General features: G+C 46.8%; 14 protein-coding genes. 8 read left to right on the top strand and 6 right to left on the bottom strand.

The annotated features are described in order from the left end of the window. Positions 1-315 precede the first annotated feature (315 nt). The 3 genes from EDC14_RS07560 (at position 316) to EDC14_RS07570 (ending at position 1,571) form a co-directional block, all read left to right on the top strand. Positions 316-600, top strand: coding sequence for a DUF6809 family protein (locus EDC14_RS07560; protein ID WP_132013663.1), 285 nt, complete (start codon positions 316-318; stop codon positions 598-600). A 361-nt stretch (positions 601-961) separates the two neighbouring features. Further along, positions 962-1,249: a nucleotidyltransferase family protein gene (locus EDC14_RS07565; RefSeq protein WP_243662844.1), complete on the top strand. Its 288-nt coding sequence runs from the start codon at positions 962-964 to the stop codon at positions 1,247-1,249. Beyond that, positions 1,239-1,571, top strand: coding sequence for a HepT-like ribonuclease domain-containing protein (locus tag EDC14_RS07570; RefSeq protein ID WP_132013664.1), 333 nt, complete (start codon positions 1,239-1,241; stop codon positions 1,569-1,571). Before EDC14_RS07565 ends, EDC14_RS07570 begins: the two co-directional genes overlap by 11 nt. A 344-nt stretch (positions 1,572-1,915) precedes the next feature. On the opposite strand, the gene EDC14_RS07575 is transcribed toward EDC14_RS07570, so the two are convergent. The 6 genes from EDC14_RS07575 to EDC14_RS07600 form a co-directional block, all read right to left on the bottom strand. Continuing rightward, positions 1,916-4,651, bottom strand: a complete 2,736-nt coding sequence (locus EDC14_RS07575; RefSeq protein ID WP_243662845.1) for a methyl-accepting chemotaxis protein — start codon at positions 4,649-4,651, stop codon at positions 1,916-1,918. Positions 4,652-4,865: 214 nt separating this feature from the next. Further along, positions 4,866-5,249 carry a prenylated flavin chaperone LpdD gene (gene lpdD / locus EDC14_RS07580; RefSeq protein ID WP_132013665.1) on the bottom strand — a complete coding sequence of 128 codons (384 nt, stop codon included), beginning with the start codon at positions 5,247-5,249 and terminating at the stop codon, positions 4,866-4,868. A 1-nt stretch (position 5,250) separates the two neighbouring features. Beyond that, a complete protein-coding gene (locus EDC14_RS07585) occupies positions 5,251-5,817 on the bottom strand; it encodes a UbiX family flavin prenyltransferase (protein ID WP_243662846.1) in 567 nt (188 codons plus the stop codon). An 81-nt stretch (positions 5,818-5,898) separates the two neighbouring features. Then, positions 5,899-7,275 carry an SLC13 family permease gene (locus tag EDC14_RS07590; RefSeq protein ID WP_132013668.1) on the bottom strand — a complete coding sequence of 459 codons (1,377 nt, stop codon included), beginning with the start codon at positions 7,273-7,275 and terminating at the stop codon, positions 5,899-5,901. A 182-nt stretch (positions 7,276-7,457) separates the two neighbouring features. After that, the gene (locus tag EDC14_RS07595; RefSeq protein ID WP_132013669.1) at positions 7,458-7,664 is read right to left on the bottom strand and encodes a non-oxidative hydroxyarylic acid decarboxylases subunit D; all 207 of its coding nucleotides are present in this window, start codon (positions 7,662-7,664) and stop codon (positions 7,458-7,460) included. 13 nt (positions 7,665-7,677) lie between these two features. After that, entirely contained in the window at positions 7,678-9,114 is a 1,437-nt protein-coding gene (locus EDC14_RS07600) for a non-oxidative hydroxyarylic acid decarboxylases subunit C (protein ID WP_132013670.1), read from the bottom strand. A 475-nt stretch (positions 9,115-9,589) separates the two neighbouring features. On the opposite strand from EDC14_RS07600, the gene EDC14_RS07605 reads away from it, so the two are divergent. The 5 genes from EDC14_RS07605 to EDC14_RS07625 all read left to right on the top strand — a co-directional run. After that, entirely contained in the window at positions 9,590-10,522 is a 933-nt protein-coding gene (locus EDC14_RS07605) for a LysR family transcriptional regulator (protein WP_165907874.1), read from the top strand. Then, entirely contained in the window at positions 10,519-11,064 is a 546-nt protein-coding gene (idi, locus tag EDC14_RS07610; protein ID WP_132013672.1) for an isopentenyl-diphosphate Delta-isomerase, read from the top strand. The genes EDC14_RS07605 and idi overlap by 4 nt, the downstream gene beginning before the upstream one ends. A 375-nt stretch (positions 11,065-11,439) precedes the next feature. Continuing rightward, positions 11,440-11,730 carry a type II toxin-antitoxin system Phd/YefM family antitoxin gene (locus tag EDC14_RS07615; RefSeq protein WP_132013673.1) on the top strand — a complete coding sequence of 97 codons (291 nt, stop codon included), beginning with the start codon at positions 11,440-11,442 and terminating at the stop codon, positions 11,728-11,730. Next, complete coding sequence (locus tag EDC14_RS07620; protein WP_132013674.1) at positions 11,708-12,025, top strand: type II toxin-antitoxin system RelE/ParE family toxin; 318 nt, start codon at positions 11,708-11,710, stop codon at positions 12,023-12,025. The genes EDC14_RS07615 and EDC14_RS07620 overlap by 23 nt, the downstream gene beginning before the upstream one ends. A 1,128-nt stretch (positions 12,026-13,153) precedes the next feature. Further along, on the top strand, positions 13,154-13,506 hold a 353-nt coding region (locus EDC14_RS07625; protein WP_132013675.1), incomplete at its 3' end, for a helix-turn-helix domain-containing protein.

Here is a 13,506-nt window from a genome sequence, read left to right on the forward strand (position 1 = left end):
GGGAGACATTTGTTGCATCGTGACAGACTTACCGGTTGCAAGCTTGGATATTTGCGTAACTTCGGCGAAGAACTCATGAAATCGGGAATCACCCGTTAGGTCAATCATCTTGAATCATAAAAACTCTGCGCCTTTGCGCCTCTTCGGGAGAAAAATTCATAGGCCGGGGAATTCTTATAAGCCTAAAAAGAAATGATTCTGTTACCTGTTTTCATTCTCTCATAATTTTTAGTAATATTTTCGCTAAAACGCAATTACCAAGAATTTATCCGCTATAATTATTTCAAGATGACCAAACCGAAAGAAGGCGGATCCATGAAACCAATCCTAGAAGAACTCCACGCCGGCAAGATATATCCCGACGAATTGATCCTCCCCAAGGACCCCCAATACCGCCCGATAAACCAAAAAATATCCGATGCAATGAAAGTCTGGCGCGAGAAGCTTTCGGAGACGGACTATCAACAACTGGAATCGCTCATGAATCTGCACTCCCAATCCGACGCCATGGAAGCCACGGCCTCGTTCGTGCATGGCTTCAAGCTGGGCGCATTGATCATGATGGAGGTATTGAACGGTAGGGAAGAGGTCGTGCGGTGAAGAGCACATAATCCGTTCCAAAATTCCGGTTGAAAATGGACACCTGCCCCGACTAAAACTAGACCGTCCTACTGGAAATGTTACGGCGCGAGCGAAAGAAATTTCGTAGTTTTCTCGAAGATTCCAAGCGGAATCATAGTAAGTATTCGTTTTATCCACTGAAAGAGCTCATTATCCCCAAAAAGAGCTTGTTGAACGACTGAAAGAGCTCACTGATCATCAAAAAAGATCGTTTCATAAGTATTACGAAAATGATAACACAGGAAAAAATCGTTAAAGACGGCTAGCTCATCATCCGGAGCAAGAAGCATGGCGGATTTCCTGTCATTTTGTGGTATAATTAGAAGTAGGAGTGATTCGATTGCTTGACATTATTCGAATTAAGGAAGCCGCGACCAAAATGGCGGATTATTATCCAATCAAGAAAGTATCGTTGTTCGGCTCGTATGCCGATGGGACAGCGGGCGAAGCCAGCGATGTTGATCTGCTGGTGGAGTTCTTGACGCCCACCGTATCGTTATTTACGCTTACCGGGATGAAGAATGAAATGGAAGATGCGTTGAAAATAAAAGTGGATATCGTGCACGGGCCGTTACCAAAGGAGTCTCTGCTAAGATTAAATAAGGTGATTGATATCTATGAACAGTAAGGATGGGCAGGTTCTTCAGAAGATTATATCGGAAATAGAAGTAATTGAGATGCTGGTTGAAGGATTTGATGAATCTTCTTTTTCAGTCGACGAACGAACCAAACGTGCGGTTTGTATGACCTTGCTCAATATCGGGGAGCTCGTAAAACATCTTACCGGTGAATTTAAGTTAGCCAATGGTAACATTCCATGGAGAAACATTGCCGGATTACGAGACATCACGGCTCATCAATATCAAGCCTTAAATATGGGAGACGTGTGGCACACGGTTCGGAACGATATTCCTTTGTTGAAAAGAAACATTATGAAGTTGACTGATTAATCCGGGAAGAACCCGGCTTTTTTATTCCCAGGTTTTTATAAAAACTTTATGGAAAACCGCATCGAATTCACCATGAACTTTTGATATACGGCAAAATGATTAATGAAGGCGGATATTCTTTTTCCCAAGTTTTATAAGGTTCGCGAAAATTATGGTTTTGCGCGAATCGCTTTCGTGGTGCTTGTCTTTTACCTCTAAATATGTGAAAAAAGCTTATTTGGGGAGTTCCTTGCGCATAAAACAAGGCTGCCGATTTTCTTCGTCGACAGCCTGAACCGCCAAAAAAATGGACGGTTTTACTTTTAGGGATTTTTTGTTTTTAGTTCGTGAGCGCTTTTTGCGCCTTAGTACTTCCCATAATCTTTACCACCTTTAGCCTGCCGCTTTTGGGTGTTAGTCGTTACCGGGGTTGAATTTTGGTGGGGTGCCGAGCCCACGTCCGGGTTTGTTTCCCGGTTTTTCAGCTTAAATCGTTCAACCATGCCTTTCAACTTCTCCGCCTGGGAAGTCAGTTCTTCACTGGCGGCGGCGCTTTCTTCAGTCGTAGCGGTACTGGTTTGGGTTACATGGGATAACTGGTTGATGCCCTCATTAACCTGGACAATACCTGTCGCTTGCTCCTTGGAAGCGGTTGCAATCTCCCCCACCAGAGAGGCGACCTTACTTGCCAATTCAACAATCTGATTCAAGGCGCCTGCAGTTTCACTGGCAATTCTGGTTCCGTTCTCAACCTTATTGACGGATGCTTCAATCATGGCCGTCGTTTCCTTCGCTGCATTGGCGCTCCGGGCCGCCAAATTGCGGACTTCTTCGGCTACAACCGCGAAACCTTTGCCGTGCTGCCCGGCGCGAGCTGCCTCTACAGCGGCGTTAAGGGCGAGAATGTTGGTTTGGAAAGCGATCTCGTCGATCACTTTAATGATCTTGGAAATTGTGGCGGAGGATTCGTTGATATCTTTCATTGCAGCCATCATATCCGCCATCCGGGCATTGCCATTGATGGCTTGTTCCTTCGCGGATAAGGACAATTCGTTCGCTTCTTTGGCGTGAAGGGCATTTTCTTTCGTCTGGTTGGCAATTTCAGTGACCGAGGAGTTAATCTCTTCCGCCGTAGCAGCCTGTTCTGTAACAGCCTGAGATAGATTTTGATTGGAGTTGGAAATTTGGCCCGAACCTGCCGCAACTTGTTCGGCGGCAACATAGATGTCACCGAGCATTTCGTTAAAAGAATCGATAATTGTAGTCAGAGAGTCTTTAATAACGGTAAAATCCCCGCGATAATCTTTGGTAATATGGACATTTAAATTTCCATTTGCCATTTGGGTTAATATCGCTGCGATTTCAGTGATATACGAAGAGAGAGATTCAATCGTATCATTCAGCGCATTCGTAATTTTGGCATGATCGCCTTGATAATTGCCCTTGACATTTACCTTCAGGTTTCCCGCGGACATCTCATAGAGAACGGCGGCGGTTTCATGAATTGGGTTGAGAATGGAGTCAATCAGTCCGTTTATTCCTTTGATCATGGATGCCCAATCACCCAAAAAGGTTTCCGGATTGGCTCGGACACTCAATTGGCCTTCGTTTGTGGCAATAACCAGCTTGTTAATTTCAGCATTGACGTCTTTTAGATTCTTTTGCAAGGCTTCGATGCATTCATGAAGAACTGCCTTTTTCCCAGGTAATTTTGCAATTGGAGCGTCAAAATTTCCTTTGCCGAATTCATTCATACAGGCGATCCCGGTGAGAATTGCGGAAACATGCCCTTTTACCATTTTATTTACACCCGTGGCCATCACCCGGTATGCGCCTTGAAACTTCTCTTCAGAAACATAGACATCGATATCTCCGGCATCATGCTGTTCTGACATATGATTCATTTCGTTGATCAGATCCCGCAACGTTGCCACAACTTGTTTGATGCTGATGGCCAATACATCCTGGTCGGATTTAGGCTGTAACTGGACGTTCAAATCTCCTTTCGCAATGCTGACGGCGGCTTGCGCTCCTTCCCGGATGTTGTTGACCATGATATTAAATGCACTCCCCAAGCTGCCGATTTCATCTTGAGACGTAACGGCTACTTGAACATCGCAATCTCCCAGGGCCATTTTTTCCGTGGCGGTAATGAGTTTTTGAATGGGTTGTTTAATGAGGCGCTGGGATAGATAATTTGATACCAATAATCCGGCAATAATGCAGATGAGCAGCAAAATTAAAATTCCTAAAGCCAATTGGTTGCTTAGGTGGGTATATTGGGAAATCGGGGTATAACTGATTAAATATAACGGCCGGGCCGGATCTTTGGCATAGGCGGCGATATATTTTTGGCCGTCCAGCGTTACAAAATCTGTACCCTTGCTATTGGCTTTGACGGTTTCAAAGAAACGGGATGGATCGCCGCCGGCTTTGCCAAAGTTATATTTCATAATTTGTTTCTGATTCTGCGAGGCGATAACCAAGCCATCCGCATCGAGGATAATGGACTTTATCATTTTATCCTGGCCACTGTCAATGATTTTCCGGGTGAGATTATTCAGTTCGATGGACATCACAAATATGGTGTTGTCATTGACCGGGATATAATTGACCATGACCGGGCGGCCGGTGGCTGGAGAAATCCGAATGAAGCCCAGCAACTGGTCTTGCTGTTTGTTTACTTTACCGACGGCCTTTCCGTGGATGCTGTCGACAATGGCAACTTGTTTATAATAAAACAACAGATTTTCATAGATGCCGTTTCCTCGCTCAAACTCACTTTCCAGCACTGAAGCAATGCGTTGTAGTTTGCTTTTATCCATCGGCTGGCCGTTATTGAGTCCCGCAAAGAAATCTTTCATATAGGGTTGTTCGGCCATCGCTTGAGCCAATTCTTCCATGCTGTTGAACTTCTGGTTTAATTTATCCAGTTTTTCATCGGTGACCGCGACCAGATTTTTTTCAATTTCACCAGCGATTGAGTCGGTTACTTTGGTATTGAAAAAGATGAGGATGAGGATTGCCGGGATAATCAGAAAAGCATTGAGCAAAAGAATAATTTTAAACGATAAGGAACTTGAAGTTTTTTTAAACAACATCCTTGTTGCCCCCAATATTTTGTCATTCCTCCGAGAGAATTGCATAATTTAAAAAATAATCTTTTGCCTACAATCTATCGATAGATATATCCGGGCTTTGTACTGTATATTGTGGTCACAGCTTATTAAGGTAATTATGCAATTCTCTGATTCAACTTATTGCCGCGACTTAAAATGCTCTACTTGTACTTCGGAAAGTCAGTGCCGTTTCGGCTCATGGCGATGCTAATTTTGTTTTGATTTCCACCAAAACTTTTTCATAGTTTTCGGACAAGATTTGAATATCGGCCGGCGTCGCCCGGTCCATATGCATTCCGACGGTCACATTGACAGTGCGTTGCAACCATGCCGCCAATTTCAGGGCCGCTTTCCGCGCCAGCTCATCTTCTTTGTGGCCGACCACGCATAATACGCTGGCGGATGCCGAAGTAGACTCGGCATCCGCCAGACTTTTACGGGGCACGGCCAAAGCCGTGGCCCCGATATGGTAAGTTTGACCGCCGCCAATGTATACGCTCAAATCGTCGCCGCAAAGGATGACTTCGGCTTCGACTCCATGAGGCCATTGGCCGGCTTGGACATGAAAGCGCCGTATCATTCTAGCATGCTCCTGTCCACGGAATAAACCGCTGATGATCGAGGCCGAATTGGGTTAGTATTTTACCGATGACATGATTGATCTGGTCTTCCAACGCTTGTGGCCCGTTATAAAAGGTCAGCATCGGCGGCACCAGGACACAGCCCAGGTCCGCGGCAGTTTTCATATTCAGGACATGGATTTTTCCCAAGGGCATTTCGCGCGGCACCAGCACCACTTTCCGGCCTTCCTTTAAACAGACGTCGGCGGCGCGGACCATCAGATTTTCCGCATACCCGGTCGCGATGGCCGAAAGTGTTTTCATGCTGCAGGGAATGACGATCATGCCATCCGTTTTAAAGGAACCGCTGGCGATGCACGCCGTCATCTGATGATTGTCATGACAGAAATCGGCGGTTTCATACAACGTTTCCAGCGGAATATCGGTTTCCAAGGCCCAAGTCCGCTTGGCGGCTTCGGAGACCACCAGATGCACCTCGGTATTTTCCAGTTCTTTGAGCGCCTGCAACAGATAACGGCTCATGATGACGCCGCTGGCGCCCGATACTCCGACAATGAATCGCTTCATATTTTTCAGTCCTTCACCCATACTTTGATCCGGCGCGGCGGAATGGATATCCGCTATTCATCCCGCCGCCCGGGTTAACACTTATAACAGTCCTACCATCTTCCACCAGGGGATTTCCACCAACAGCATCACGATAAACACCACGGCGATTAACGGGATGCCCAACCGGATCGTTTCCTTCTGGGTATACATGCCGTTCTCCTCGCCCTGGCCGACCAGCATGTTAAGGTGTTGAAAGGGGAAGATGTAATGAATGGCAATGGCCGTATAGACAAGAAGCGTAGTGACCAAGGGATTGATTCCCATGGGTCCGGTGAAAACCAGCAAGGCCGGAATCGCGACGCCCATGACCGCGATCACGCTTCCGAGCAACATATGGATGACGATGGAGACCGCGGCGATAAAAGCAGCCAAGATAAAGATATTATGCGGCACCGTGGGGGGAAGAATGGTGTTGGCGATCCAGGTATTCATCCCGGTGACCCCGCCGACTTTGCCGATGGCCATGGCCGCTGTTAAAAACAGCAACACGTGGATTGGAACCTCGCCCCAGTTTTTGGGGGTCAATACTTCGCCAATCCAGGGCAAACTCATGAACATCGCAATGATTAAGGTAATCCAGCCGATATTGATCCCGTGAATCGAATCGGTCAGCCATAATAAAATTGCAATCGAAAGCCAGATTAAAGTCCGGATTTCCTTGCCGGTGAGCTTGCCCAGCGAAGCCAGCTTGGTCCGGATCTCCTCTTTATTCACCGCGATGTTACTGGCCGGCTTAAACAGCACCAGTATCAAAATACAAGTTAGTATGCTCGAAATCAGATTCGGAATGCCCATATACATGAACCAACCCAACCAGCTGAGCGCCTTTTGGGAGGCTTCAACCGCCAACGGATTGATCACGCTGTCGCCGGTTAAAAAGATCAACGACACCGGCACCGAGGAGGCGAACACGGTGAATCCAACCTTGATGGCGTCTTCCTTGGGCATTTTCGTGCTTTGGATAACGACGGCCATCACCGACATGATCAGGAAGGCCCGGGGCCAGGGGTGGGGAATCAAGAGGCTCAGGATAAAGGTAAGGGCAAAAATGGAGATGATGATGCTCCGGTAGGAACTGACAAATTTCAGAATAAAGGCGTAGGCGATCCGTTCCCCCAGGCCCGAGTTCTTGACCGCGCTGGCGATTAAATAAGCGCCGATCACCAGATACATGGTGGAGCCGCTCCAGGAATAGAAGACCTTGTCGACCGGGGCCACCTTAAAGATTACTAATAATGCCAGAAAGATACCGGACACATATCCGGATTGGGCAATTTGGAAGGCCCAAAACACCACGGTCATCAGGGTCAGGGCCAGACACATTTTTCCTTCGGCTCCCAAGCCTTGCAACGGAAGCGAATTGATAACGACGGCCACCAGTATGCCGATGATGAGTCCTAACGTTCTTTTGTTCATGCGACATCCTCCCGTTTTCAAAAATCTTTCGTCGAAGCCTTTTACAAAAAAGAGGAGGTGGGGTGCCTCCTCTTTTTAATTTTTACACGCCAAATCGCTTTAAGGGAACGGACTTCCATGACCCGGGGACGCCATTGCGAAACGGGCGGTCGACGCCTTGAAAGCCGTTCCCGATCGTAAAATCATTTCTTTAAGGGCGGGATCGGTGGAATCATCTGCATATTGGCTATCTTTTCGTCAGTTAATTTGAATTTGGGCCAGATTTCGATGGTCTCCGTTGAACGCCAGGAGAAGTTGCATTTTTCGCAGACATAAACCTCCCATGCTTTTCCCACGGGCGAATCGACCATCTTGCGAACTTTATCGCTATCACAACGACTGCATTTCATCTTCGTCAACCTCCTATTTGTTTTGAGCCAAAAGCTTACGGATAATCTCTTCCCATTGGGCGCTTCCGGTCGGGTTCTCCAAAAGCTCGGTCTCGCGCGGATTGGGTTCGGGCGGCACCGGGGTGGTCGCATCGATAATCAACTTGGAATGCATGCCGGCCGGGAATGAAGAGGGATCGAGCGGCATGCCCGGACAATTTTGAATGACCGAGACATCCTTGTCCGGACGGACTCTGGTGGTCAAGGCCCACATGACTTGCTCCAGGTTGAAGGGATCGACGAATTCATCGACCACGATTACGATTTTCGAATACGGCATGCCATGCGGCGTCGACAGCAACCGGAAAGCCACCCCTTTGGCGTAACCGCCGTAACGGCACTTGGTGGAGATAATCGTGCCGATGCCGTGGGTGTACATCGCGTTCACCGCCACGACTTCCGGTAGCGACGCTTTTAACTGCTTGAACAATGGCACGCTGGTATTCAGCGCCATCAGGTAATCAATTTCGCTCCACGGCAATCCCAAATACAGATTCTCGAAGATCGGATTGGCGCGGTGGGTGATCCGGGTGATCTTGATCTCACATTGCAACCGGGTCCCTGAATAGGAGCCGGGGAATTCGCCGAACGGACCTTCCACCGTGCGCAAACGCGGTAAAATGTATCCTTCCAAGACCACTTCGGCGCCGGCCGGCACATACAAATGGTCGGCGGTATCCGCTTTGACAATTTCGGTGGGCACGCCATCCTGGAGCGCGCCGACGAATTCATATTCATTCTGCGCGTAGCCAATCGGCGTGCTGGCCATGAAGGTGACTAGCGGCGAATTGCCGACGGCGATGGCAATCGGCAGCGGTTTATTCTCCGCTTCGGCTTTCTCCAACTGAACTGCGATATCATGAAAAGCCAGCGCCTGAATGCCGAGCCGGTCCTTATCCTTGACCTGCAGCCGGTAGGTTCCGACATTCATTCGGTTGAAATCATCCGGAAATTCGGGATCGCCGGTCACGACCGAGGCCTTCGAGATGAAAAAACCGCCATCCTGCGAGTTAATCCGATACAACGGCAGGATCTCGAACAGATTAATATTGTCCGTAATGGTATTTTCTTTGCAAGGGGCCTGCTCCCGCGTTAAAATCTGCGGCGGCACCGGATACTTATCCCATCTCCGGTTTAATTCCAAAAATTGCTCCTTGACGGGCGTATCTTTGTCCATGCCCAGCATGAGGGCATGGTTGCGCCACGAGCCGTGCACATTGGTTACGACCGAGTATTGGTAGCCTTTTACCTTTTCGAAGAATACCGCCGGACCGTTTTTAATATTGGACGCCGCCCGGCCGGCCGCACCGATGTTCGGTTCGGGATCGACTGCTTCTTTTACCCGAACCAGTTGGCCTTCTTGCTCGAGTTTCCGCAAGAAGCTTCTCAGATCTTTGTAAATCTCCGCCATCTCATTCGCTCCCTTTCGAAAAAATGATAAATAAATTAAAACTCGATTGCATTTTAGCATTATCGTTTTGAGACAGGCAATTCAGATATCGAATTGGCGATTGCTAAATCAGAATCGTTTCGAATTTGGAATTAAGTCATTTTAAAATAGAATTGATATTATTGTTATAATAATGTAGTATATTATCGCGAGTGGGGACTGAATCTTACAAATTTATTGGTTTGAAGTATGGTTTTAGACGAATTTATACTGGGCATATTTACACCAAACATATATTCTTGAAAATTCATTCTTTTGGAAGAATTCACGAAAAAAACGGAATCTGATTTGTAATCATCAGTTTTCCGTTTTTTGTACCGCACGGGGTTTCGACCATGCTTCATCCGATATCGTTTTCTCGTTTGCTGCGAAGTCTTCTTTGCTCTCTAACAGGCTCTATCGTTTGGGCATGATTTCAGAAAGAGAGGTATCACGGATGACTCTGAATCAGATCATGTATTTTTTAGCGATAGTCGAACAAAAGAATTTCTCCCACGCGGCGGAAAAAATGTTTATTTCGCAATCGTCACTATCCAAGCAGATCAAGGCCATCGAAAATGAACTGGGGGTTATCCTCTTTTCCCGTGATAATTACCAAATTGAACTAACGGCTGCCGGAAAAGCATTTTTAGCGTTTGCAACCCAATTTTCCAAAGATTACTCCGACATGCTGTATGCCCTGGCTCCTTTTAGCAATATCCATAAGGCGGCCTTTACGGTCCAGGTCGGAACCATCCCGGTGTTATGTTATTCCAGCTTGATTAATCATCTGATCAATCTGGAATCGAACCATCAGAACATCCATATTGATTTTGTGGAACGGGAACAGACGGAGCTGCTCAAAATGCTGGATCGCAACCAAATCGATTTTATCATTGTGCGGATCGATTATTTGTCGCAGGATGAATATGATTCGATTCCGCTGGCCATCGAGAAGATCGGTGTGGTATGCTCCGCCAAATGTCATTTGGCTTCCAAGAAAAGATTGAACCTGCGGGATTTGGAGAACGAAGCTTTTATTCTGCTGAATAACACCTCCAGCCTGTATCAGCTCTGCATCGATGCCTGCCGCAAGGCCGGCTTTATCCCGCGCGTGAATTATACGAGTTCCCGCCATGAAGCATTGTTGGCCATGATCAATAATGGTCTCGGTTTGACGCTGTTGCCAGAGAGTCTGCTGGATTTGGAGAATAGCCAAAAATTACGTTATATTCCTTTAGAGGATAATGTCACCAGCACCATCGCGTTAGTCCGGAAGAAGGAGATGCGGAATAATCAAAAAAATAATCATTTCCAAAACATTGTCAAAGAATATTTTAAAGAGATCCATCTGGGCAACGGGATGGAACCAATGGGGGCTTTGGAATGAACCAGCTCATTTTAGTGGATTTACTCGACCGGGAAATCGGCGGGGCGGGAAAAATAGAGGCTCACCGCGAGGGGCTGCTGCATCGCGCTTTTTCGGTATTTATTTGCCATGATGGCCAAATGTTGCTGCAAAAAAGAGCGTATCACAAATACCATTCCGGAGGGTTATGGACCAATGCCTGTTGTTCCCATCCCCGGCAGGGAGAGAAGCTGGCGGCGGCGGTCCGGGAACGGCTGCGGCATGAATTGAACATCGCGCCAGATACTTGTCGCGTCACGGAAATTTTTGATTTTGTCTATTTTCAGAAATATGGCGATCATCTGTTTGAATACGAATATGACCATGTTTTTTTGGCGGATTACGGCGGAGCGCTTCAGGCGAATCCCGACGAGATTGCGGCAATTCGCTGGGTCGCTTTGGAAGATTTACAAGCGGATTTACTGACCCGTCCGCAAGATTATTCCGCCTGGTTTCTGATTGCCGCGCCTAAAGTTTTACAGTTTCTGATGCGGGCTGAAAGACCCCAAGCAATTCTTGGGTAGGAATCACCCGTTGCGCGTCTTGGATCATAGAACCCTGCGTCTTTGCGCCTCTGCGGGAGGAGAATAATAGGCCGGGGAGAGTGATTCGGGGGAAATTATATTGTCTCCCGCAAGACGCGGAGGCGCGGAGAAATGACGGAAAAGAAACATTATGAAATCGACTGACAATCCGGGAAGTAGCCCGGTTTTTTTATTTCCCGGTTTTTATAAAAACTTTATGGAAAACCACATCGAATTCACCACGAACTTTCGATTTAAGGTAAATTAGCCACAGGTAATACCGCTTTGCGTGAGACGGTTTGAAAGGTGTTGGTTGATTTTATAGCACCAAATGAATATAATATGGTTAGAATATTACTACAAGGAGTTAAACCCATGCAGATTAAACCGTCCGCAAGCATCCGGCAGAATTATAATGAAATCGCGGCGTTGTGTAAGTCCTCCGGCGAGCCGGTGTATCTCACCAAAAATGGCGAGGGCGATCTGGTGGTGATGGATATCGAGGCATTTAGCCGCCGCGAGAAAATGTTGAAGCTGCGGGAAGAATTGCTGGCCGTCGAGGAAGATCGTTTGGCCGGACGCTTCGGAGTTGCCCCGGATGAACTGGACAGCTATCTGGAATGTATTATTGACGAGGTCGAACATGGAAAAGAATCCTCAATATAGGATGATCGTTTCCGACCGCGCCCGTCAAATGCTGACGGCCCATGTCCGGTTTTTGGCGCAGAAAAGTCCAGCCGATGCCCGCCGGGTAAAAGACGACCTGCTGGAAGCGGTCCGTTCCCTGCACCGGATGCCGGAGCGTTTTCCGTTTTTGAACGCTGAGTTCATACCGGTGAACAAGTATCATAAAATGTTCGTTGCAAAGTGGTATCTGATTTTGTATCTAATCAAGGACCAGACGGTTTACGTGGATTCTATCGTGGATTGCAGAAAGGATTATCGGTGGCTGGTGCAATAGAACATTCCAATTGAATCGAGTCCGGGAAGAAGCCCGGCGAAATAACGCGCATCATTAACGAAAACTGACGACCCGGTAATAATCGCCGGGTCTTATTATTATAGCGAAGATAAAAGCTCATCATTTTTGTTTGGGAAAAGGAAAGGGTAGGATAGAGAGTTCTTTTTGGGAAAGCAATTACCCGGGAGAACTTTTTTTAATACGAAATCCAAAATTGATTAGCAGTACTTGGTATTCATATCCTCTAACGTGCTTCCCAACACCAAAATGAGCTTCTCCAGGTTTAACCGCTCCAGGCCCGCTCGAGAGCAACAGTTCGAAAGATTGGCATCGAACGAACATAATGGGAACAGATTCTTTTTCGATTTGAGAATCAGCTTCTTTTTTTATTGCGTAAATACCAGCAGTTACCGCCATAGCTTATTCAGTAACAAAACGAACTGCGGCGATAACCGCCGTAGATGATTCAGTAACAAAATGAACTACGGCGGTAACCGCCGTAGATGATTCAGTAACAAAATAAACTACGGCGGTAACTGCCGTAGATGATTCAGTAACAAAATGAACTACGGCGGTAACTGCCGTAGATGATTCAGTAACAAAATGAACTACGGCGGTAACCGCCGTAGATGATTCAGTAACAAAACGAACTACGGCGATAACTGCCGTAGATGATTCAGTAACAAAATGAACTGCGGCGGTAACCGCCGTAGATGATTCAGTAACAAAATGAACTGCGGCGGTAACCGCCGTAGATGATTCAGTAACAAAATGAACTGCGGCGGTAACTGCCGCAGTTTTTTTCGTAATGAGATGGGCTAAAGCGGTAACGGCTGTAGCTCATTTTGTATAGAAATGAACCCGGGTAACGACTGCCGAAGTTGATTTTGTTGCACGATGAGCCGCGACAAGTAATGCCGGGGTTTATGGAGCACGGGATGATCAAAAGACAAGGAGATAGGCTCCATTGCGAGATGAAGTCAATAAGATGGGTAGATGTTTTTTTAAATAAATGGTTTAGGAGCAGCTTGATTATTAGCTCCCATGTAGTTTTCAATAGCTTAGTCTCAACTTATTAATCAGGTGAATAAATATATCTATTTCTCAAAAAACTGATAAAATAGAGATATGGAAAAAATAGATGCCCGTAGACACAGTCCAAAAACTCAATTCGAGATACGCAAACAAGTCATTCGTCTTCGAAAGCAGGCTATCTCCAACAAACTTATCGCCGAAGGACTCGGTATTACCGAAAGAACCGCCAGCAGAATCTGGCAAAGATATCTTGCGGAAGGTGAATCCGCCATAAAGCTTGGTCGTCGGGGCCGTCGAAAGGGAGAACAGCGCAAGTTGACGGCTGAACAAGAATCCGAGATCAAGAAAGTGATTATTGACAAAACCCCGGATCAATTAAAGCTTCCTTATGCGCTTTGGACCCGAGAAGCTATCCAACGACTCATTAAACAACAATACAAGTTGAA

The organism is Hydrogenispora ethanolica (assembly GCF_004340685.1).
Lineage (GTDB): Bacteria > Bacillota > UBA4882 > UBA8346 > UBA8346 > Hydrogenispora > Hydrogenispora ethanolica.